The organism is Streptomyces sp. W16 (assembly GCF_033194735.1).
GTDB lineage: Bacteria > Actinomycetota > Actinomycetes > Streptomycetales > Streptomycetaceae > Streptomyces.
The window spans coordinates 1-21,473 of record NZ_JAWOAI010000063.1; the positions used below are offsets into that span (position 1 = coordinate 1).

Here is a 21,473-nt window from a genome sequence, read left to right on the forward strand (position 1 = left end):
CGGCGCGGCCGTCCCGACCCGCGCGTCAGCGCGTACCCGCCGATGCCCGCGAGCGCGGCCAGCACACCGCCCACGGCGGTCCACACCCAGCGGTCGGACCACCAGCCGGACGACCAGCCGCCGTCGGGCTCGATGCTCGACAGCGCCGCCGAAGTGGACGACGAACTGTCCTCGTCCGACGTCGACTTGACCGCGATCCCCGGTGTCAGCGGCTGTGCCAGCGAGCCGTCCACCGCCGCCGAACCGCCGATGTCCTTGGAGTCCACCCGCAGTTCGGTACTCACCGGCTGGCCCAGGTCCGAGGACTGGAGATCCACGACCGTCAGCCGGACGTAATACGTGCCGGGCAGCGGGTCGTTGGCCCACTGCTCCGACCAGGCGCGGACCGTGCGCAGCGTGCACGCCAGGTCCAGGGAGGCGGTTCCCTGCGCGGCGGTGCGCGTCGCGGCCCCGTACTGGCAGGCCTGGCGGCGCCGCAGGCCGTCGTAGACATCGAGCTGCCAGGTCTCGCCCGCGTGCGTGTCCGGGAGCTTCACCGTCGCCTTGACGGTGGGGCGTTGACCGGCGTCCGCGGCGAACGACCAGTACAGGTAGTCACCCGTGGAGCCGCTCGCGGTGGCCTGCTGGCCCTGGTCGAGTTCCGTGGCCGTACGGAAGGAGGTGCCGGCCTGAGTGGGGGCCGAACTGCCGTCGGAGGGGGTCGCGGAGGGCGAGGAGTCCGCCACCGCGGGTCCCGCGGCCAGCCCCGCCATCAGCAGGGCCGTGCTCAACACATGTGTGATCCGCATCAGTTGGTCCTCCAGACCGCGAGACGCCAGCGTGACAGCCAGCCCCAGAGCAGCCCCGCCACGAAGCCGGTCAGCACGAGGGCGCCGAGCAGCCACCAGCCGCGGCCGAGGCCGAAGGAGGCCACGTCGCTCGCCTTGCTGGGCGCGTCCACGACGTCCACGGTCAGTTCGAGGGGCAGACCGGGAGTGGTCTTCACCCCGGAGGCCGCCGAGAAGGAGTTGGTGACCTGGAGACACACGGTCTCCGCCGGGGCGTTGTCGTCGTCGCTCTCCGCCTTCGGGTAGCGCAGCCCGGTGGAGACGACGTCCGTACGCCCGTTGCCCGTGCCCTCGCCGCGCACGATCTCACGGCCGTGCACGGTGACCGCCCGCAGCAACACCCCGTAGTCCGGGTTCACTTCGCGGTCGGCGCCCACGCTCACCGAAGCGCGCAGTTCCTGGCCCGGGTCGACGTCCACGCGGTAGAAGCGCTGCTTGCCGAACTCCTCGCGGTCCGTGTACAGCCCGGACTTGAGGGTCGGGGCACTGGAGCACTGGGTGGCGCCCTCGGTGGCGACCGGGGTCACCACCGGATCGGCGGCCCGGTCGACCAACTGGCCGACCCGGTCGGAGAGTTCCTCCTTGTGCTGCACGGAGGTGTACGTCCCGCCGGTCGCCTCCGCGATGCAGCTGAGCTGGTCGCGGGTCTTGGTGTCCGGCACCAGACCCAGCGTGTCGATGGTCAGGCCGATGCCCTTGGCCGCGATCTCGCGGGCCACCTCGCACGGGTCCAGCGGCTGGCAGGTGTCCTCGCCGTCGCTGATCAGGACGATACGGCGGGTGCCGTCACCGCCGTTCAGGTCGTCCGCCGCCTTCAGCAGCGCCGGGCCGATCGGTGTCCAGCCGGTGGGCGTGAGGGTGGCGACCGCGGTCTTGGCCTCGGTGCGGTTCAGGGTGCCCACCGGGTAGAGCTGCGCGGTGTCCTTGCAGCCCGTCTTCCGGTCGTTGCCGGGGTAGTTGGCGCCCAAGGTGCGGATGCCGAGCTGCACTTCCTCGGGTGTCGCGTCGAGCACCTCGTTGAACGCCTGCTTCGCCGCGGCCATCCGCGACTCGCCGTCTATGTCCTTGGCGCGCATGGAACCGCTGACGTCCAGCACGAGTTCGACCTTGGGGGAGGCCGTGGAGTCCGTCTCGTCGGCGACCGCTCCGGCCGGGAAGGCGACCCCGGCCGTGAGGGTGGCGAGCAGGGCACAGATCCCCGCCGCCAGCCGTTGTCTTGTGATCATCGCCGGATCCTATTGATCAGATGGACCGGGCTCCAAAACGAGCGGGTTGGGCAGCACCGTCCACTGGTCCCCGGGCAGCTCCGGCGACAGCCGCATCAGCGTCAACGCCTTGGTCGGCAGCGGCTGTTGGAGGAGTGCGAGAAGGTCGGGCGTCCGCTCCAGCTCCGGTACGGCCGTCGCCAGCGCCGCCCTGAGCGCCGTACCGGAACCCGCCGTACCCGCGAGGGCTCCCGCCACCAGGGAGCCGAACAGCTTGCGGCGCAGGGTCGTTTCGTCGTCCGTGACGATCCGTCCGCTCAGCTCCGGGACCGGAATCCCGTGCCGGGCAAGGCGCTTGGCGCTGACGCGGATGTCGGCGAGATCGCGATAGACCAGGCGTACCGGGGCACCCGTCCGGTCCAGCACCACCAGCAGGTTCTGACCGTGTGCCTCAAGGGCCACACCGGACTCCAGCAGACGCAGACCGACGACGAGGGCGAGACGCGTGAACTCGGCCAGCCAGGAGGGCGATCGGGGCAGGCCGGTGGTCGCGAGGGCGGCCACCGGCAGCACCCGCTCGCCCGCTTCCGTGGCCGCGTACGTCTGCGGCGACTCCCGCAACACGGCCGCCAGGTCGGGGGAGTCGGCCGTGGCGGCGCCCAGCGTGCGGGTGACGTGCAACAGGCCGTCCGAGCGTGCCGCCAGGGACTCCCCGAACGCCGACAGGGCCGCCGAGAGCCCGATCGAGTAGACCGAGATGTCCCGCACCGAGGACGTCAGCCGGGCGCTCAGCGCGGTCTTGACGTGTGTACCGCCCGCCAGGGCGAGCGTGCGCAGCGACATCAGCGGATGCGCGTCCACCGGACCGTCCCCCGCGCGCTTCAGCACATGTGCCGCCTGCCACGGGTGCACCGGGATCAACAGCCGCCCCGCGTCCCGCAGTTCGTCCGGCCACGCGCCGGTCAGCAGACACTCCTCCGCCCGCACCGGCACCGACCCGAGCTCCACGACAGGCCGGTGCTCGGGGCCGTAGGCGAGCTGCTCGGCCACCGAGAACCCGGGCCGGGAACGGCAGTTGGGGTGGAACGGATGCCCGTCCACGATCCGCTGCTCCCACTCCCAGTCGTGCGCCGGCCACTCCTCGGAGCGGGCGGGCTGGTTGGCCCGGGACAGCGCCAACGAGGCCACGCTGTGCCCGAGTTCGGCCGCGAAGGCCGTCCCGTGCGGTACCGCGAGGTCGGTCATCAGGCGCGCCGGATCGTCGTGGGCCACACCGTCGAGGTGGACGACGGTGACGTACGCGTCGGTCGCGTACGGATCGGCGGGCGGGCCGTGCAGCGTCCGGCCGCCGGAGAGCCGTAGGACCAGGCCCGGTGCCCGGCCGGTGATCCACGGCAGCGGCTCGTGGGCGAGCGCCCGCCACAGCCGGGTGAGGACCGCCGCACGGGCGCCGGGCAGCTCGGCCGCGTACCGTTGCAGGAGGTCGGGCCGTACGGCGGCGAGCTCCTCGGCCACCTCGGCCTCGGGATGCGGGGGACGGTCCACGGTCGACTCCTCGGGTGCGGACGGGGCGTCAGGGTCGGTGACGACGACAGACATACTGATCGCGATCGCCGGACACGGACTTAGGGAACGAATGGATCGCGTCGACTTCACACCTCCGGGCGCCGACACGGCGGAGCGCGCAGACGCGTACGCGGCGGCGCCCCTGCTCAACTGTCTGCTCCGGGAAGTGGCCCGGCCACTCCCGGATCCCGGGGAGCGACGGGTGTACCGGCTGCCGGGGAGCGGCCGGCTGCTGCGGGTGCGCGGCGAGCGACGGCCCGCCGAACCCGAGGTGCACGCGGACGGCGACTGGCGGCCCGTCGACCACACCGAACTCGTGAAACTCGTCGCCGAGGAACTGACCCGGCACACCGGAGTGTCCAACCACGAACTGCCCGCCGAGATGACCGACAGCCGTGACGCCGTCGCCGCGCTGCTCACCGCGCGCGAGAGTGCGACGCCGCCCGACGACCCGTATCTCCGCTCCGAACAGTCCTTGATCACCGGCCATCCCTACCATCCCGCGCCCAAGGCCCGCGGCGGCGGCCCCGTCGCGGGCTGGCTGCCCTACGCCCCGGAGGCGTACGCCCGCTTCCCGCTGGTGCTGCTCGGGCTGCGCGAGGACGCGGTCGTGGAGGAGGGTGACGTATCGGCCCTGGACGCGCTCGGCGAGGCACCGCCCGGCTATCGGCTGCTGCCCGCGCACCCCTGGCAGCTCGACCTCGTCGACACCGGCCTCGCCGACGCCTTCGCGGACGGCCGGTTGATCCGGCTCGGCACGACCGCGACCGAGATGTGGCCGACGGCCGCGATCCGCACGGTGTACAGCCCCGCCGACGACCTGTTCCTCAAGTTCAGCCTGGACGTGCGCATCACCAACGACGTACGCCGGCTCTGGCGCCACGACCTGCTGAAACTCCGGCGCACCGACACGGCCGCCCGGGACGCCTTCGCGGCGATGGACGGCCCGGCCGGCTGGCTGAGCGACCGCGGCTACCGCACCGCCGGCTTCGCCTTCGAGGAACTCGCCGTCCTGGTCCGCGACGGCCTGCGCGACCACCTCCTGCCCGGCACCACCCCGCTGCTCGCCGCGGCCCTGGTGGAGGGCTTCGACGGCAACCCGCTCGACGGTACGGCGGACCCGGCGGCCTGGTGGGAGGCGTATCTGCGGCAGGTCGTACCGCCCGCACTGGGCGCCTTCGCCGACCACGGCGTCGTACTCGAAGCGCATCTGCAGAACACGGTGGTCGCCGTCGACGGCGACGGCACACCCGTACGGGCGCTGTACCGGGACGCGGAGGGCGTGAAACTGCTGTCGGACGTAGACCGGGCCGCCGGGTGGGAGCGGCTGGTGTACTGCCTGGTCGTCAACCACCTCGTCGAGGTCGCCGGAGTCCTCGCCGAGCGCCACCCGAAGCTGGACCCCTGGCCCGCCGTCCGCGCCGAACTGGCCCGCCGCCACGACCTTCCCGAGGTCGCCGCGCTCCTCGCCTCACCCACCCTGCCGGGCAAGACCAATCTGCTGCTGCGCTGGACCGGCGCGGACGGCGCCGACGCGCGCTATCTGCCGGTGCCCAACCCGCTGGCCGACTGACGTCACGTGGTCGGACACCAAGAACTCCGTCACCCTCCTTGCCGGGCCGAGAGGCTCAACAGGCGCTCGGCCGCTTCCCGTGCCTCGGTCAGGAGGTCGGCGCTGTCGCTCAGGTCGACGCCCGAGCGTTTGACCGGCCGGCCCGCGACCAGGACCGTGTCGACGTGCGAACGGTCCATCTGCAGCACCACGGTGCTGTAGGGATCCAGGACGGGCGCGACATCGGGGCGGTCGGCGCGCAGGACGACGAGGTCCGCCTGTTTGCCGGGGGTGAGGGAGCCGACGCGGTCGCCGAGGCCCAGGGTCTGTGCGCCGGACAGTGTCGCGTAGCGCAGGATCTGCCGGACGGTGACCGAACGGGTGCCGCCGGCGGACGACTGGCCGTGGCGGGCGGCCTGGTACGCGGCCCGCATCTGCGTGAACATGTCGCAGGGCGCGGTGATCTCGACGTCCACGCTGAGGCTGATCCGCAGGCCCGCCTCCGCCGCGGGGGCCAGGGGCGGGTAGCCGTGGCCCATCATCAGCTCGACGGCGGGTGCGATGGACAGGCCGCCGCCGCTGTCGGCGATGACGCGCAGTTCCTGTTCGTCCAGGCCGCTGCCGTGGATGAAGGTCGTGCCGGGCAGCAGGGCGCCGAGCTTCGCCAGCCGGGTGACGGGGTAGTCCGCGGAGACGTGCCGGGCGGTGCGGACGCCGAGTTCGCGGGCCAGCGCGTGGTTGTGGCACTCAGCGTTGTCGTCCCCGGACTCGGTGACGAGGGCGAGGGTCACCAGGGCCTCGTCGTCCGAGAGAAGCCGCGATCGTACGCGACGGACGTCGTCCGGGAGCCGGCTGCCCTCGGACATCATCCGCACGAAGCTCTTGCCGTAGCCGAACACGGCCCGCAGTCCGGACTCCCGCAACGCCTCCACGGCGGCGTCGGTGTGCTCCGGGCTGTCCTGGATGTTGGAGATGTCCTGGACGGTGGTGACCCCCGCTGCCAGGGCCGCCCGGGCGCTCAGCAGGGTGCCGAGACGGACGTCCCGGGGAGAGACGTTGCGGGCGGTCCCGCACAGGAAGTGACCGAAGTAGTCGTCGATCGTGTGGTGCGGGGCGCAGCCGCGCAGCAGGGCCTCCCACATGTGCCGGTGGGTGTCGACGAATCCGGGGACGACGACGCAGCCGGTGCCGTCGATCTCCTCGTCGACGTCCGCGACTTCGAGCCGGGGGCCGACGGCACTGATCAGGCTGCCCTCCACGAGGAGGTCGCCCCGGTCGAGATCGCCCACGTCCGGGTCCATGGAGAGGATGGTCGCCCCGCGGATGAGTGTCCTTGCTTGTGGCTTGTACGACATGGGTTACCTCAGTTCAGCCGGAGGAGGCGGGCGGCGTTCAGGTGGGCGACCTTCTCCAGGTCCTCGGCGCCGAGCGGCGCGGAGCGCAGGAACTCGACGGCCGTCTCCGTCGACTCGTAGGGGTAGTCGACGGCGAACATGACGGCGTCGACGCCCAGTTCGGCGATGGCGCCGGTCAGGGCCGCGTGCGACCACACGCCGCTGACGGTGACGCGGATGTTGTCGCCGAAGTACGCGGAGGGGCTTTGGCGCAGCGGCCGGTCGCTCTGGCACGCGTACCGGGAGTCGAGCCGGGCGAGGTGGAAGGGCAGGCCCTCGCCCATGTGCCCGAGGATCAGCCGAGCCCGCGGGTGACGGTCGAAGACCCCGCCCAGCACCAGCCGCAGCGCGTGCCCCGCGGTCTCGGCGCCCCATGTCCACAGGGGGCCCACCAACTCGGGGCGCCCCTTCAGGAGATGCCACCGGTCGGCCGGCGGCGCCCCGGGATGCAGATAGAGCGGGACGTCGAGTTCCGCGAGCTTGTCCCAGAAGACGTCGAAGCGCGGCTCGTCGTAATAGTGGCCGCCCGTATGGTCGTTGACGAGCGCTCCGCTCAACCCGAGGACGGTGACGGCCCGTTCGAGTTCCACCACGGCGGCCCGCGGGTCCTGCAGAGGTACGGCGGCGAACCCCTTGAAGCGGTCCGGGTGTTGGGCGACGACCTCGGCGAGGAAGTCGTTCGCACGACGGGACTCGGCTACGGCCTCGCCGGGATCCGTCAGTCCCTGGATCCCCGGCACAGTCAGCGAGAGGACCTGGACGTCGATGCCGTGCTTGTCCATCAGCGGCAGCCGTTCCTCGGTGAAGTCCACCAGGCGGCGGTTCCACAGGTCGAGGAGGTCGTGCGAGGTCGGGGTCTTGGTGAGCGGCCTTCGGGCCAGGACGTCGGGAAGGGCGAACGCCTCTTCCAGGGCGATGAGTTTCATGAACGAGGGCTCCAGGGTCGGAGAGCGTACGGTCGGCGCGGGTCCGGTGGGCGCGGGTGCGGTGCCGGTCTCAGACGGGCGGGGCCACGAAGACGCCTCGGTCGACGTCGTTGTGCTGTTCCTTGGCGACGACCTCGTTCATCGGGTTCGCCGTGCCCCACTGGTCGCTGACCTCCTCGTCCATGAAGGTGTAGCTGTGCGGGTGCCAGCTGTCCTCGTCCAACTCCTCCATCTCCGTGGTGTATTCGACGGTGTTGCCGTGCGGGTCGAGGAAGTAGGAGAACGTGTTGTCCCCGGCGAGATGCCGGCCCGGCCCCCACGTCATACGGGCGCCGGCGCGCAGCAGCCGTCCGGTGCCGCGCATGAACTCGTCGAGTCCGCGCATCTCGAAGGAGACGTGGTGCACCGATGTGTGCGGGCCCGCCGCGATGCCCAGGGTGTGGTGCTGGGAGCTGATCCGCATGAAGTTCATGAGGTCGCCGGTGCGCGGGGAGCCGATCGCGTCGGACAGCGCGAACGCGAGGTGCCGTTCGTACCAGTCGCGGGTGGCGCCGATGTCGGGGGAGTTCACCACGATGTGCGAGAGCCGTACGGGAATGGCCTCCCGCTCCTCGATCCTGCGGTGTGTGCGGGTCTCCACCTCCGCTGAGATCTCGACCGTACGGCCGTCGATGTCGAAGAACCGGAAGCCGTAGCCGCCGCCGGGTGTCCGCAGCGTGTCCGGGCGGGAGACCAACTGGACGCCGTCGGCGAGGAGTTGCTCGGCGAGCGTGTCCACGTCGGAGCGGGTCGCGGCGCCGAAGGAGATCAGGTCGAGCCGCTTGTCCTCGGCCCTGCGCAGCCGCACCACGTACTGCTCGGGCGAGCCTTCGGCGGCCAGGAAGGAGATGCCTGAGTCCTCCGAGACCGGGACGAGCCCCCATGGCCCGGTGTAGAAGGCGAGTTGACGGTCGTAGTCGGGGACGGCGAGGTCGACGTGGCGGAGGTGGGTCAGCAGGCGCTGGGTCATGGGGTGTCCTTTCGGTCCTGTTCGGCGACGCACCGGGTGCGCTGGCCGCCGAGCCCGGAGATGGTGCTCTCCATCACGTCGCCGTCCCTGAGCAGCCGCCCCCAGTGGATGCCGTTGCCCGCCGGACTGCCCGTCAGGAGCAGGTCCCCGGGCAGGAGTTGGGTGGTCTGGGAGGCGTAGGAGACGAGCCTGGCGACGTCGAAGAGCATGTCCTTGGTGGATTCGTCCTGCTTCACCTCGCCGTTGAGCCGCAGTGTGACGCGGAGGTCGTCCGGGACGCCGATGTGGTCCGACGGGACGAGGTACGGGCCGAGCGGGGTGAAGCCGGGCAGGTTCTTGCCGCGCCGCCAGTCGACGCCGATCGGTCCGAGGTCGGCGCGGAAGACGGCGTCACGTGCGGTGATGTCGTTGGCGATGGTGTAGGCGCCCACGTGATCGAGGGCCTTTTCGGGGCCGACCCGGTAGGCGGGCCGGGCGATGACCGCGCAGAGTTCGAGTTCCCAGTCGACCTGCTCGGACCAGCCGGGAAGCGGGAGGTCGTCGTAGGCGCCGGTGAGGGAGGACGGCAGGCCGGTGAAGACGTACGGCTCGCCCTCGGCGGCGCGGCGGTCGACCTCGGCATGGGCCTCGGCGCGGGCTTCGGCCTCGGTGCGGGAGTCGTCGGCCGCACGGTGGATGAGGGTCAACTCGACCACGTGCGTGCGGTAGTTGGCGCCCGCCTGGAGGATCTGGCGCGGTTCCACGGGCGGGTGGACGCGCAGTCGCGCGAGCGGCAGCCAACTCCCGTCGTCGGTACGGGCGGCGAGGCGGCGCAGGATCGGCAGAGCCCGGTCCCAGTCCTCCAGCAGGGCGCGGGTGGTCGGCGCGCCGAGCGGTGCGGGCAGGGTACTGAGGTCGAGTACGAGGCCATCGACGACCAGCCCGGGAAAGGGGGCGGTGCCGGCGAACGAGAAGGTGCCCAGCGCGAACGGGCCGGTGAACGAGGCGAGTTCGGGCATGACTCAGAACGCTCCTTTGCTGTAGGAGCCGCGGTAGAACAGCAACGGCGCGCCGTCCTCGCGGACTTCGAGGTCCATCACCCTGCCGATGACGACACGGTGGTCGCCGGCCTCGTGGATGGCGGCGATCCGGCAGTCGATGGTCGCCAACGCGCCCTCGACGTACACCGATCCGCTCTCGCCGGCCCGCCAGGGGATGGAGGCGAACTTGTCGTCCGAGCGCCGTCCGAGCGCGGCGCAGACGTCCTGCTGCTCCTCGGCGAGGATGCTGATGCCGAAGCGGCCGGTGGGCTCCAGCAGGGGCCAACTCGTCGATCCCAGGCCGATGCAGACCAGGACCAGCGGCGGTTCGACGGAGAGCGAGGAGAACGACTGGCAGGTCAGGCCGATGGGCCGGCCCGTCTCGTCGAGGCCCGCCACGACGGTCAGCCCCGACGCGAAGTTGCCCATGGTGGCGCGGAATTCGTGCTGGTCGATGGTGCGACCGGGGCCGGGCCCGGTGATCTGGTCGGTCATGATCCCTCCTGCGCGGGAGTCGAGTGGGGTCGGTTCGTCGTCGGGGGTGTCACAGCATCGGGTCGCTGACGTCCAGCCCGAACGCCTCCCGGCCGAAGAGCACGAGTGCCTTCTCCGGGTCGTTGGTGATGTGTCCGCGGCCGGTGTGCACATCGCGCCAGGCCCGCTGGAGGACGTTGTCCCCGGTGCGCATCGCTCCGCCGCCCGCGTTCTCCATCAAGAGGTCGACGGCCGTCACCGCCCGCTCGGTGGCGAGCACCTGGTCGCGGCGCAGCCGGGTGCGCAGCCGCATCGGGGGCTGCTCCCCGCGGCCGGCCCAGTCGTGGAGATCGGCGATGTTGCGGCTCAACTGCAGCCAGGCCGCGTCGATCTCGCTCGCCGCCCGGCCCGCCCGGACCTGCGCGAAGGGGTCCTCGGCGACGGGGCCGCCCCCGGAGGCGCGGACCCGGGCCCGCATCGCGGTGAGGTACGCCTCGTAGGCGGCTTCCGCCATCCCGACGATGGGTGCCGAGATGGACGAGGTGAACAGCGAGCCCAGGGGGAGGCGGTACACCGGCTCGGGGTTCACGGCGTGGCCCGGCCGGTTCCGGTCGGCGATCTGGCTCGCGCCGAGCGTCCGGTGCGCCGGGACGAAGACGTCCTCCACGATCAGGTCGTTGCTGCCGGTGCCGCGCAGCCCGACGGTGTCCCACACCCGGTCGACGCGGTAGTCGGAGCCGGGCAGCAGGAAGGTGCGCATCTCCAGGGGCTTGCCCTGGCCGTCGCGCACGATGGCGCCGACCATCGCCCAGTCGGCGTGATCACTCCCCGAGGAGAAGCTCCACCGCCCCGACAGCCGGTATCCGTCGGCCAGTTGGGTCACCTGGCCCACCGGCGCCAGGGACACACAGATCCGCGCGTCACGGTCCGGCCCCCAGACGTCCTCCTGGGCCCGCGGCGCGAAGAGGGCCAACTGCCAGGCGTTGACGCCCAGTACGCCGGCGACCCAGCCGGTGGATCCGCACGCGCGGCCGAGCTGCCGTACACAGTCCAGGAACACGACCGGATCGGCCCCGAGACCACCGTGGAGGCGGGGCTGCAGAAGCCGGAAGAAGCCGGTCTCCGTCAGCTCCTTGATCGTGGCCTCCGGCACGCAGCAGCGCGCCTCGGTCTCCGCCGCCCGCTCGCGTATCGCGGGGAGGATCCGTACGACCGCCGCGAGTACGTCCTGTTCGCTCATGTGCCTTCTCCAAGAACGTCGTTGTGAATGGAGGTATTTGCTCGTCGCCGCGGGATGTCGATGCGGGATGTCGATGCGAGCTGTTGGCGAGACTACGGATTTCGCATGCGCTGTGAACTGCCTTTCTTCCGCTCACCGGAAAACATGTATTCTTCCGGTGAGTGGAAATACCGGCCTCCGGAAATCGGGAGCGTTCATGGCGTCTGACGCGGATACCTCCGGACTGCCCCTGCTGGAGAAAGCGGCGCTGATTCTGAGCGCGTTCGAAGGGCAGCGGTCCGCCCTCGGACTCACCGATGTGGTGCGCCACTCCGGGCTGTCGCAGACGACCGTGCACCGGCTGCTGGACCAGCTCGTCCAGATCGGCTGGCTCGGGAAGGAGGGGCGCAAGTACTACCTGGGCCTGCGGCTGCTGGAGTTGGGAGCCTTCGCCTCCCACCACAACCGGCTGCGGCGCGCCGCCCTGCCGCACCTGATCTCGCTGCACCAGGCCACCGGCCACTGGGCCCATCTGTCCGTGCTGGACAAGGGGGACGTCCTGTGTCTGGAACAGATCGGCGACCCGAGGCGGTCCTCGATCGGCTACCAGGTCGGCGGCCGGCTGCCCGCGCACTGCACGGCGGCCGGAAAGGCCCTGCTGGCCTTCGGTGACGCGGCCACGGTCGAGGAACTGCTCGCGGGCGACCTGGCTCCACGCACCCGCTCGACGATCACCCGGGGCGACGCGCTGCGCGGCGAGCTGGCCAGAGTCCGTACGCAGGGTGTGGCCTGCGACCAGGAGGAGTGCTTCGACGGCGTGACCTGCGTCGCGGCGCCGCTGCGCGGGGCGGGACGGGCCCTGGCCGCCGTCTCGCTGTCGAGGACGGTGGGCCACGCCGACCTCAAGCGCATGGCCCACCAGGCCGGTCAGTGCGCCCGGGCGGTGTGGGCCTCGCTCTTCGACGCCGGGCGGCGATTCGAGGAGACCCACCCCGCCGACACCGGGCTCGCGGCCGAGAGCGGCGACACCGCCACCGTGCTCGCCTGGCTGCGGTTCAGCGAGTGGGAGTGAGCGGGCCGGCGGCCGACGTGGACACCGGCGGCGACGAGCCGCTCCGCGAGGGGGGCGACGCAGGCCGCGTTCTGCGCACCGAAGGCGATCAGGTCCAGAGGCTTCCGGGGGCGTGCCGCACTCGCAGGACGTACTGCTCGGCGCCGCCCGCCGCGGCGAAGAAGGAGACGTACCTGTCGTCCGCGACCGGCGACGGCCATGCGGTGAGACCGGCCCGCCACGCACGCTCACAGCGTGTCGGCGACCCAGTCGGAGATGAATCCGGTGGCGGCCGGCATGTTGTCGGCACTGACATGTTCGACGCCTCCCTCGCGTTCGGTGAACCACTTGAGTTCGCGCCGGGGGCTGTTGACGGCCGTCTCGTACTGGGCGACGGCGTATTCACGGGGAATCTGGCGGTCGCCCGCACCATGGGTGATCAGAAAGGGAACCGTGATTTCCTCGGTCACACCGACGAGACTCATGCTCGGCGCGAAAGCCATGAATTCCTCAAGGCTCTGTTTGCCGAACACCCACTGGACGTGGTCCCAGTAGTGCGGAACAGGACGGCTGCCCTCACGGGCCAGCCGGCGCTTCTGCAGTTCGCCCCAGTTGTAGTTGGCGCCCCAGGCGACACAGAGGCTGAACCGCTTCTCGAAAGCGGCGGCGCGAGGGGCGTAATAGCCGCCCAGCGACCAGCCCATGACCCCGATGCGTTCCGGATCGACGTCGCCGCGGCCCTCCAGCCAGTCGACGCAGCAGGCCGACCAGTGTTCACTGTCGTGCCGCCCCGGCAGATCCCGCAGGCGGAGCGCCTCGCCGGTGCCGGGATGGTCGACAATCAGGGTGGAGACGCCACGCCGGGCCAGCTCATGGGCGATGCCCGAGCCGTGGATCATCTCCTTGGTGCTGTCGAGGCCGTTGTAGTGCACCATGCACGGCGCCGGTCCGGTGACGCCCTCGGCCGCGACGAACAGGCCGGGCAGGCTGGTGTGTTCGTAGGGGATCTCGACCTTCACGCAGTTCTGCCGGCCGAGCGCGATGCCCTTCCCGAAGGAGTCGAGCATCTTGCGGTAGGCGTCCCGGCGTGGCGTGTAATGGCGGCTCTGCAGTCGCTCGGCCGTCAGGTAGTACACCGAGGCCCGGGCGAACAGGGCGCCCGCGGTGAGCGCGTACCCCTCGGCCTCCGTCTCCTCGGCCCGCTCCACGAGACGGTCGGCCAGCGCCGTCCAGGACCGGAAGAACTGCTCGGTACCGGAGTCCTCGCCCGCACCCGACGCCTCCAGCACCGGCGCGCACGCCTCGGCGACCTCGGTGATGTGGGCTCCGGTGTTCAGGGCGATGTTGACCGCCAGGTTCCAGGGGTAGTTGCCGGGGAAGATCTCGAACACGACGGTGCTCCTCTGCTGCTCGCGACTACTGCTTGCCGTTATTGCTCGCCGTTACCGCTCACCGAGACCGAGCAGGGCCTCGGCCCGCCCGACATCGGCCACCGGACGGTCCAGCGCGTGCGCCAGCGCCACGGCCCGGCTGACCAACGGCTCGTTCCCGGCGGCCAGTTCGCCCTTGCGGAGATAGAGCGTGTCCTCCAGTCCGGCGCGGGCATTGCCGCCCAGGGCCAGGCCGATCGCGGTGAGACGGAGGTTGGCCCGGCCGATGGCGATCACCTGCCAGACGGCGCCTACGGGGAGCCGGTCGACCATGCTCATCAGGTTCCGCGCCGTCGCCGCCATACCGCCGCGCACCCCGAGCACGATGCTGAACTGCAGTGGTTCGACCAGCAGTTGCTCGTCCAGGAGGCGCAGACAGGCGTCGAGATGGCCGGTGTCGTAGATCTCCAGCTCCGGCTTCACCCCGAGTTCGCGCATCCGCGCGGCCAACCGCCGTACGCCGTCGGGTGGGTTGCGGAACTCTCCGGCGCCGAAACTCATGGAGCAGGGGTTCAACGTGGCCATGCGCGGCCGGAGTTCGACCAGCGCCTCACGTTCCGCGAACGGGACGTCCAGGCCGACCCCGGTGCTCAACTGGATGAGAACGGGGCAGCGTTCGCGGATCAGGTCCATCGTCCGCCGCGCGATGGCGAGATCGGCGGTCGGGCGGTCGTGCTCGTCGCGCAGATGGATGTGGGCGACGGCGGCACCGGCCGCGTAACCCTCGGCGACGGCCGCGGCGATCTCCTCCGGCCGGGTGGGGAGCCCGGGATGGTCCGCCTTGGTGGCTATCGGTCCGGTCGGGGCGACGGTGATGACGGCGGTCATGGCGGCTCCGGGGTGGTTCAGGCGTAACAGGAAAGGGGACGGCCGCCGTTGAAGGCGACCATGTCGGCGAGGGCGGTGGGGGCGTCCAGACGTCGGCCGAGCGGGCCGCCCGCCACCTCGGCGTACGCGCGGTGCAGATTGCCGACGATGCGTTCCGGGTCGAGCAACTCGCCGTATCCGCCCAGGTCCAGTGCGCGGGCGGTCTCCAGCGGGGTCAGCCCGGCGGCGACGCCGTCGCGGGCGGCGGCCTGGACGAACCGCAGATAGCCGAGCGTCTCGTCGATCAACTCCGGCCCTGCGACCCCGCCGTGGCCCGGCACGATGGTCGTTGCGCCCAGCGGCTCGACGACCTCCTCCAGAACCCGGATCGCCCCCGCCACCGATCCCTGCACGAGGAAGGGCGTACCGCCGTTGAACAGCAGATCGCCGCTGAACAGCACCCGCCGCTCCGGCAGCCACACCACGGAGTCGTTCGTCGTGTGGGCCGGACCGCCGACGTGGAACACCTCGGCACGCAGCTCGTCGGACCAGAGGGTCACCGACTCCGTGTAGGTGAGGAAGGGCGGTTCGAGGACGACGTCACCCCAGTCGACCTCGGTCCAGAACGGCGCCGACCTCGGCTCGCCCCAGTCGAGGATGCCCGCGCGGGTCGCCTCGTGCCCGACGATCGTCGCGCCGGAGAAGAGATGGTTGCCGAAGGTGTGGTCGCCGTGGTGATGCGTGTTGACCAGCGTGCGCACCGGCTGCGACGTGACCGCCGAGATGGCCCCCAGATACGCGCGCGTACGGCGGACCGTGGAGCAGGCGTCGACGCTGATCACCCCGCGACGGCCGACCAGGAAACCGGTGTTGTTGATCCACCAGCTCCCGTCGGGCTGGATGTAGGCGAACACCCCGTCGCTGACCTCTTCGGTCCGGGGCGGCGGGAGATGCGGGACGTCGTGGTGGACCGTGCTCACTGCGGCTCCTTCGAGAGGGACGTGCTCCGGCTGGAGTCCCAGTCGGTCAGATCGGGGAAGGGGTCCACAGCCCCTTGTCGGGCTCGTTGAACATGGCCGGGATCATCGCGTCGGTGATCAGCCCGCCCGTGCCCCACTGGTCGGCGGCCTCGGGAGTGGCCTCGAAGCGGCGCGGGACCCAGGACGCGTCGTCGTGGATCTTCTCCAGCTCGGTCGTGTACTCCACGACGTTGCCGCCCGGGTCCAGGAAGTAGGTGAAGGTGTTGTCGCCGGCGCCGTGCCGGCCGGGACCCCACAGCGGGTCGTTGCCGTGCCGGATCAGCCGGCCGGAGCCGCGCATGTATTCGTCGATGCCACGCATCTCGAACGAGATGTGGTTGAGCGCCACATGTGGGCCCGAACTGATCGCCAGGATGTGGTGGTCGACCCGGGTCCGCAGAAAACACATGTGGTCCTCCAGCCAGTCGGAGAGCCGGAACCCCAAGTACCGTTCGTAGAACGCCTTGGTGGCGGCGATGTCCGTGCTGTTGATCACCACATGGCTGAGCCTGCGCGGTATCGACTCACGCGGCTCCAGCAGGCGCGCGGTGCGCTGTTCGACGTAACAGGAGACCTCGATGAGACGGCCCTCGGGGTCGAAGAACCGGAACCCGTAGCCCCCGCCGGGAGTGTCCAGCGCGCCGGGCTCACGGTCGACGCGGACGCCGGCGGCGATGAGACGCTCCGCGAGGGCGTCGACCGAGGCCGCGTTCTCGGCGCCGAAGGCGATCAGGTCCAGGCGCTTCTCCGGGGAGTACCGCACCCGCAGGATGTACTGCTCGGCGCTGCCCGCCGCGGCGAAGAAGGAGACCTTCCGGTCGTCCGCGACCCGTCGCAGACCCCACACCCCGCCGTTGAACTCCACCGCCGCCGCGTAGTCCGGTACGGCGACGGCCACGTACCGCAGGTGGGTGATCGGTGAGTGCGGGGACGTCGAGAAGTCCATGAAGGCTGCTCCAGCGTGAGACGTACGCCGCACATCCTTGTGAGCGCGTCTCGACGCTACGCACAGCCGGCCGGCATCAAAAACAATTGATGTCGATGAGGTGGATCGACGGCATCGATCGACGGCATCGATCGGCAGTGTCGATCTACAGATCGGCCGCGAGTTTCGAGATCCGCTCCCGCAGCCAGGTGTGCGCCGGGTCGTGCGTGTTCCGCGGGCTCCAGAACAGCGCCTCGCTGATCGGGCGCAGCGGAGCGGGAGCCTCCAGCACCCGCAGCCGGACCTGCCCGGCGAAGTGGCGGGCCAGCTTCTCGTGCACGAGCGAGACGAAGCGGGTCCCGGTCACCAGGAAGGGAACGATGACGAAGTTCTGCGTGCTCACCTCGGCCCGCCGCGCGATGCCGAGCGAGTCCAGCTGGGACTCGGCGATCGAGGGCAGCGGGCCGGCGCTGTAGGCGACGTAGGGCAACTGGGCGAACTGGTCCACGTCGACCGTGGCCCCCACCGCGTCGTTGTCCGGGTCGGCGATCAGGACGTAGCGGTCGTTGAACAGATGGCGGTGGGGGACGGCCAGGGACCCGGCGATCTCGGTCGGCAGCACCAGCAGATCGATGTCGCCCTTGCGCAGCTGCTCGCCGAAATCGCTCCGTACCGGTACGACGTTCACCCGCTGCAGCGGCGTCTCCTCGGCCAGTTTCGCGAGCAGCGGACGCAGCAGGATCAGCGTGACATAGTCGCTGGCCATGATGGTGAACGAGCGTCGGTCGGCCAGCGGGTCGAACCCCCGCGAGCGCCGGAACACCGCCTCCGAGGCCGCCACCGCCTCACGCACCAGCGGGGCCAGGGACAGCGCCAGGGGCGTCGGGACCAGCGCCCTGCCCTCACGGACCAGCAGCGGATCGTCGAAGTGCTTGCGCAGCCGCCCCAGCGACGCGCTCATCGCCGGCTGCCCGACGTACATGCGCTCGGCCGCCCGCGTCACACTGCGCTCCACGAGCAGCGCGTCCAGTGCAAGCAGGAGGTTCAGATCCACACCGTCCAACCCCACACCGACCTCCTCGCATCACTCACATCGATCCTATGCATCAAAAGGAATCGCTTGGAACATTGTGACTGGCGTCATACGGTCACCCTGCTCGAACCACAATGACGTGAGGCGGCGAACATGCAGGTGACAAGAGTCCTGATCAGTGGGGCGGGCATAGGCGGCCTCGGAGCCGCCACCGCCCTCGCCCGGCGCGGCGTCCAGGTCGACGTCGTGGAGCAGCGCCCGAACTCCGAGGTCCTCGGCGTCGGCATCAACCAGCCGGCCAACTCCCTGCGCGCACTGCGCTCCCTCGGCGTACTCGACGAGGTCCTCGCGACCGGCTTCCCCTTCGACCGCACGTCCTTCTACGACTGGCAGGGCGCCCGTATCGTCGAGTGCCCGTCCGCCCTGGGCGGCGACGTTCCCGCGAACGTGGCCCTGTCCCGGCGCGCACTGCACCGCATCCTCACGGCGGCGGCCGAGCGGGCCGGGGTCAAGATCACGTACGGGACGAAGGTGGAGGACCTCGTCGACACCGGGGAGCGGGTGGGCGTCACCTTCTCCGACCACCGGACGGAGACGTACGACCTCGTGGTCGGCTTCGAAGGACTGCGCTCACGCCTGCGCCGACGGCTGTTCGGCACCGGGTACGACCCCGTCTTCACCGGTTACTCGGTATGGCGTTTGACGATGCCCCGCCCGGCGGACGTCACGCACACGATGCTGTTCCAGGGCGACGGCACGAAGGCGGGCGTCATCCCGCTCAGCGCCGACAGCATGTACCTGCTCCATGTCACCCCCGAACCCGGCAACCCGCAGATACCGGAGGACCGCAAGGCCGACATGCTCGTCGAGCGCCTCGCCGGCTACGGCGGGCTCGTCGGCGAACTGCGCGACGTCATCACCGCGTCCGACGCCGTCGTCTACAGCCCGCTGAGCGAAGTGGTGTTGCCCGCCCCGTGGTTCAAGGGTCGCGTGATCGTCCTCGGTGACGCCGCGCACGCGTGCGCCCCGCATCTCACGCAGGGCGCGGGCATGGCCCTGGAGGACGCCGTCGTCCTCGCCGAGGAACTCGACGCACCGGACCGCACCGTCGGCGCCACGCTGGGGGCGTTCATGGAACGCCGTCGTGAGCGGGTGGGCCTCGTCCAGGACGTGTCCCACCAGATCCTGATGGGGGAGATGGCCATCACGGCCGAGACCCTGCCCCACGCCGTCGCGCACCTGCGGGAGGCTCTGCCCGACCAGATGAGACAGACGGAGAGCATTCTCAACCAGCCGTTCTGATCCGGACGCGATCGCCCGGTTCGAGGCGGGGGTCTGATGTGGGCGGGGCGTCCACCCACAGGGCGACCATCCGCGGTGGTCGTTCAACCGCGAGGGTGGCCGCCCTTCTCGTAGCCGAGCAGGGTGCCGGCGAGATCGAAGTCGCGGGCCGCGATCGCGTGGTCGAAAGCGGTGGGGAAGCGGCCCTGGTGGGCGAACCACCGAGCGGCCGGCGGCTGACGTCCGGCGGCCCCGTCGGGGTCGGCTCGGCCCGCTGACGCAACGCTGAACTCCTCGGCCGGGACGCCGAGTTGCGGTGTGCCTGGGCCGCTGTCGGCTCGTGCAGGGCGCGATCGCCGATGTCGCCCTGGACGGCGTGCCCGGAGCGGCCGAAGCGCAGTCGGCCGAGTGGCTCACCGGCCAGAGGTGAGCGTGTGCCAGCCGTTTTCGAGCAGGTCGAAAGCGCGGGTGATGACCCGGCGCGGATCGTCGTTGCCGTGGGCCGCGCGCGGGGCTTCGAGGGCGAAGTGGGCCAGGACGGCGCAGGTGGGATCGTCCGCCGGCAGCCCGCTCTCCTCGGCGATGGTGCGGGCCAGGGCGTTGGTGTGGCGCAGCCACATGCCCTGGACGTAGTCGCGTAGTGCCGGGGTGCTGTTGACCAGGTCGAAGAACGCGGCGAAGTGGGCGTCGCCGCCCGTGGCGCCCATGCGGTGGTGCAGTGCGTGTTCGCACAGTGCCGCGGGGATCGACTGGCCCTGAGGGCGTTCGCGTACCGCGGCGAGCAGGCGTGCCTCCTGCTCGGCGTCCTCGTCGAACACGAGGGCTTCCTTGACCGGGAAGTGCTTGAACAGCGTGGTGGTGGACACATCGGCGGCGTCCGCGATCTCGCGGATACCCACCTCGTCGTATCCCCGCTCCAGGAACAGATGCAGGGCGGCGTCGGCGATGGCCTGGCGGGTGGCGGCCTTCTTGCGCTCGCGGCGCCCCATCGGCGCCACCGGGGCCGGGGTGGTCTCTGTGTCGGGCATACCCAGAACCCTACTCCTTGGTTAACCAGATGCGAAAGTGCATCCGATTTAAAAGTGCATCGGTTGCACTTATTTAGTCGGTGTGCTCTTCTGGAGTGGCGGCTCGCGGATCACCGCCCCGCCTCCTTCCCCCTCTCGTCCCCTCCTCCCTGAAAGGAGTGATCAGCCATGTCCGCGACTGCTTCTCTCCCCTCCGCCGAGCCGGCCGTACCGAAGAACGTGCGCTGGGTTCTGCTCGGCGTCATGCTCGCGATGCTGTTGTCGATGCTCGACAACATGGTCGTCAGCACCGCGATGCCCACGATCGTCGGCGACCTGGGCGGCCTGGAGCACATCTCCTGGGTCGTGACCGCCTACACGCTCGTCACCGCCGTGACCACCCCGGTGTGGGGCAAGCTCGGCGACCTGGTCGGCCGTAAAAGCACCTACCTGGCGGCGATCGCCGTGTTCGTCGTCGGCTCCGCCCTGTGCGGCGCGGCCCAGTCCATGGGCGAGCTGATCGCCTTCCGCATCGTGCAGGGCATCGGCGCCGGCGGCATCGGAGCGGGCGCCTTCGCCCTGATCGGCGTCCTCGTGCCGCCGCGGGAGCGTGGCAAGTACCAGGGAATGACCGCCTCCGTCATGGCGATCGGCACCATCGGCGGCCCGCTGCTCGGCGGGTTCGTCACCGGCCACTGGGACTGGCGCTGGGCCTTCTACATCAACCTGCCGCTCGGTCTGGTCGCCCTGGTGTGGCTGGCGCTGATGCTGCACACACCGTCCCGGCACATCAAGGCGAAGATCGACTGGCTCGGCATCAGCCTGCTGACCATCGCGATCACCGCCGTCGTCCTGGCCGCCACCTGGGCGGGCAGCACCTACGCGTGGGGTTCCTGGCGGATCCTGGCCCTCGGCGCCGTGGCCGTGATCGGGCTGGCCCTGTTCGTCCGGGTGGAGCAGCGGGTCGACGAGCCACTGCTGCCGCTGAGCGTGTTCACCAACCACCGCAACTACCCGCTGGCGATGGCCATGCTCCTGGTCGCCGGTGTGGTCATGTTCGGCGGCGGCCTGTACCTGCCGCTGTTCCAGCAGACCGCGCAGGGCGCGTCGGCCACCAACTCCGGGCTGCTGATGCTGCCGATGATGATTCCGGTCGTGATCGTGTCCACCCTCGCGGGCAAGGTCATGTCCGCCACCGGCAAGTACAAGATCTTCCCCGTCGTCGGCACCGCGTTCCTGACCGTCGGCCTCGGACTGCTGGCCACCATGGACACCGGCACCTCGCGCCTGCTGACCGGCCTGTACATGGTGCTCGTCGGCATCGGCCTGGGCTTCACGCTGCAGATGGCCTCCACGATCGCGCAGAACAGCGTCGCGCTGCGGGACATGGGGGCCGCCATGAGCTCGGTCAACCTCTTCCGCACCCTGGGAGGCTCGCTCGGCGTCGCCGTCTTCGGCTCGCTGTTCACCCGCGCCACCCAGTCACACCTGCCGGGCACTGACGCCGGCGCGAGTGCTGCGCAGAAGCTTCCCGTAGGCGTCGAGGACGCCTACCTCGACGCGGTCTCCGTCGGCACCAGCCACATCTTCCTCACCGGCGCGATCCTGTGCGCCCTCGCCTTCCTCGCCGCGCTCTTCGTCATCGAAGTCCCGCTGAAGGCGGCCGGCGCCCCCGCACCCGCCGACACCACGAGGAACACGGCAGTCGGCACCGCGACCTGACGCCCAC

General features: G+C 70.6%; 20 protein-coding genes. 5 read left to right on the forward strand and 15 right to left on the reverse strand.

From position 1 onward, the window contains the following. The 3 genes from R6V09_RS11365 to R6V09_RS11375 all read right to left on the reverse strand — a co-directional run. A partial coding sequence (locus R6V09_RS11365; RefSeq protein ID WP_317881252.1) for a hypothetical protein occupies positions 1-788 on the reverse strand: 788 nt, incomplete at its 3' end. After that, positions 788-2,053, reverse strand: coding sequence for a VWA domain-containing protein (locus tag R6V09_RS11370; protein WP_317881253.1), 1,266 nt, complete (start codon positions 2,051-2,053; stop codon positions 788-790). The genes R6V09_RS11365 and R6V09_RS11370, both read right to left, overlap by 1 nt. A 9-nt stretch (positions 2,054-2,062) precedes the next feature. Next, positions 2,063-3,631 (reverse strand): IucA/IucC family protein, encoded by a 1,569-nt coding sequence (locus R6V09_RS11375; protein ID WP_317881254.1) that lies wholly within the window; start codon positions 3,629-3,631, stop codon positions 2,063-2,065. Positions 3,632-3,668: 37 nt separating this feature from the next. Here R6V09_RS11375 and R6V09_RS11380 point away from each other — a divergent pair, with 37 nt between their 5' ends. Next, a complete protein-coding gene (locus R6V09_RS11380) occupies positions 3,669-5,171 on the forward strand; it encodes an IucA/IucC family protein (protein WP_317881255.1) in 1,503 nt (500 codons plus the stop codon). A gap of 29 nt (positions 5,172-5,200) precedes the next feature. Here R6V09_RS11380 and R6V09_RS11385 read toward each other — a convergent pair whose 3' ends face one another. The 6 genes from R6V09_RS11385 to hsaA all read right to left on the reverse strand — a co-directional run bounded on the left by R6V09_RS11385 (position 5,201) and on the right by hsaA (position 11,212). Further along, complete coding sequence (locus R6V09_RS11385; RefSeq protein WP_317881256.1) at positions 5,201-6,505, reverse strand: amidohydrolase family protein; 1,305 nt, start codon at positions 6,503-6,505, stop codon at positions 5,201-5,203. Between the two features lie 8 nt (positions 6,506-6,513). Continuing rightward, the gene (locus R6V09_RS11390) at positions 6,514-7,470 is read right to left on the reverse strand and encodes an amidohydrolase family protein (RefSeq protein ID WP_317881257.1); all 957 of its coding nucleotides are present in this window, start codon (positions 7,468-7,470) and stop codon (positions 6,514-6,516) included. A 70-nt stretch (positions 7,471-7,540) separates the two neighbouring features. Next, positions 7,541-8,479: a VOC family protein gene (locus R6V09_RS11395; protein WP_317881258.1), complete on the reverse strand. Its 939-nt coding sequence runs from the start codon at positions 8,477-8,479 to the stop codon at positions 7,541-7,543. Beyond that, complete coding sequence (locus R6V09_RS11400; protein ID WP_317881259.1) at positions 8,476-9,477, reverse strand: fumarylacetoacetate hydrolase family protein; 1,002 nt, start codon at positions 9,475-9,477, stop codon at positions 8,476-8,478. Before R6V09_RS11400 ends, R6V09_RS11395 begins: the two co-directional genes overlap by 4 nt. Positions 9,478-9,480: 3 nt before the next feature. Next, on the reverse strand, positions 9,481-9,993 hold the full coding sequence (locus tag R6V09_RS11405) for a flavin reductase family protein (protein WP_317881260.1): 513 nt from the start codon (positions 9,991-9,993) through the stop codon (positions 9,481-9,483). Positions 9,994-10,042: 49 nt separating this feature from the next. Continuing rightward, a complete protein-coding gene (gene hsaA, locus R6V09_RS11410; RefSeq protein WP_317881261.1) occupies positions 10,043-11,212 on the reverse strand; it encodes a 3-hydroxy-9,10-secoandrosta-1,3,5(10)-triene-9,17-dione monooxygenase oxygenase subunit in 1,170 nt (389 codons plus the stop codon). A gap of 196 nt (positions 11,213-11,408) precedes the next feature. Here hsaA and R6V09_RS11415 point away from each other — a divergent pair, with 196 nt between their 5' ends. Beyond that, positions 11,409-12,263, forward strand: coding sequence for an IclR family transcriptional regulator (locus R6V09_RS11415; protein ID WP_317881262.1), 855 nt, complete (start codon positions 11,409-11,411; stop codon positions 12,261-12,263). Between the two features lie 227 nt (positions 12,264-12,490). Here the strand turns inward: R6V09_RS11415 and R6V09_RS11420 are convergent, their stop codons facing one another. The 5 genes from R6V09_RS11420 to R6V09_RS11440 form a co-directional block, all read right to left on the reverse strand. Next, the gene (locus R6V09_RS11420) at positions 12,491-13,633 is read right to left on the reverse strand and encodes an alpha/beta hydrolase family protein (protein WP_317881263.1); all 1,143 of its coding nucleotides are present in this window, start codon (positions 13,631-13,633) and stop codon (positions 12,491-12,493) included. Between the two features lie 51 nt (positions 13,634-13,684). Continuing rightward, on the reverse strand, positions 13,685-14,500 hold the full coding sequence (locus R6V09_RS11425; RefSeq protein ID WP_317881264.1) for a 3-keto-5-aminohexanoate cleavage protein: 816 nt from the start codon (positions 14,498-14,500) through the stop codon (positions 13,685-13,687). 17 nt (positions 14,501-14,517) lie between these two features. Continuing rightward, positions 14,518-15,459 carry an MBL fold metallo-hydrolase gene (locus R6V09_RS11430; RefSeq protein ID WP_317881265.1) on the reverse strand — a complete coding sequence of 314 codons (942 nt, stop codon included), beginning with the start codon at positions 15,457-15,459 and terminating at the stop codon, positions 14,518-14,520. Between the two features lie 46 nt (positions 15,460-15,505). Further along, positions 15,506-16,444, reverse strand: a complete 939-nt coding sequence (locus tag R6V09_RS11435; RefSeq protein WP_317881266.1) for a VOC family protein — start codon at positions 16,442-16,444, stop codon at positions 15,506-15,508. Between the two features lie 145 nt (positions 16,445-16,589). Next, positions 16,590-17,492, reverse strand: coding sequence for a LysR family transcriptional regulator (locus R6V09_RS11440; RefSeq protein ID WP_317881267.1), 903 nt, complete (start codon positions 17,490-17,492; stop codon positions 16,590-16,592). Positions 17,493-17,609: 117 nt separating this feature from the next. Here R6V09_RS11440 and R6V09_RS11445 point away from each other — a divergent pair, with 117 nt between their 5' ends. Both R6V09_RS11445 and R6V09_RS11450 read left to right on the forward strand, forming a co-directional pair. Continuing rightward, positions 17,610-18,758: an FAD-dependent monooxygenase gene (locus R6V09_RS11445; RefSeq protein ID WP_317881268.1), complete on the forward strand. Its 1,149-nt coding sequence runs from the start codon at positions 17,610-17,612 to the stop codon at positions 18,756-18,758. A gap of 95 nt (positions 18,759-18,853) precedes the next feature. Then, a complete protein-coding gene (locus R6V09_RS11450; protein ID WP_317881269.1) occupies positions 18,854-19,015 on the forward strand; it encodes a hypothetical protein in 162 nt (53 codons plus the stop codon). 135 nt (positions 19,016-19,150) lie between these two features. Here R6V09_RS11450 and R6V09_RS11455 read toward each other — a convergent pair whose 3' ends face one another. After that, positions 19,151-19,765: a TetR/AcrR family transcriptional regulator gene (locus R6V09_RS11455; RefSeq protein ID WP_317881270.1), complete on the reverse strand. Its 615-nt coding sequence runs from the start codon at positions 19,763-19,765 to the stop codon at positions 19,151-19,153. A gap of 168 nt (positions 19,766-19,933) precedes the next feature. Here R6V09_RS11455 and R6V09_RS11460 point away from each other — a divergent pair, with 168 nt between their 5' ends. Beyond that, positions 19,934-21,466 (forward strand): MDR family MFS transporter, encoded by a 1,533-nt coding sequence (locus tag R6V09_RS11460; RefSeq protein ID WP_317881271.1) that lies wholly within the window; start codon positions 19,934-19,936, stop codon positions 21,464-21,466. Positions 21,467-21,473 lie beyond the last annotated feature (7 nt).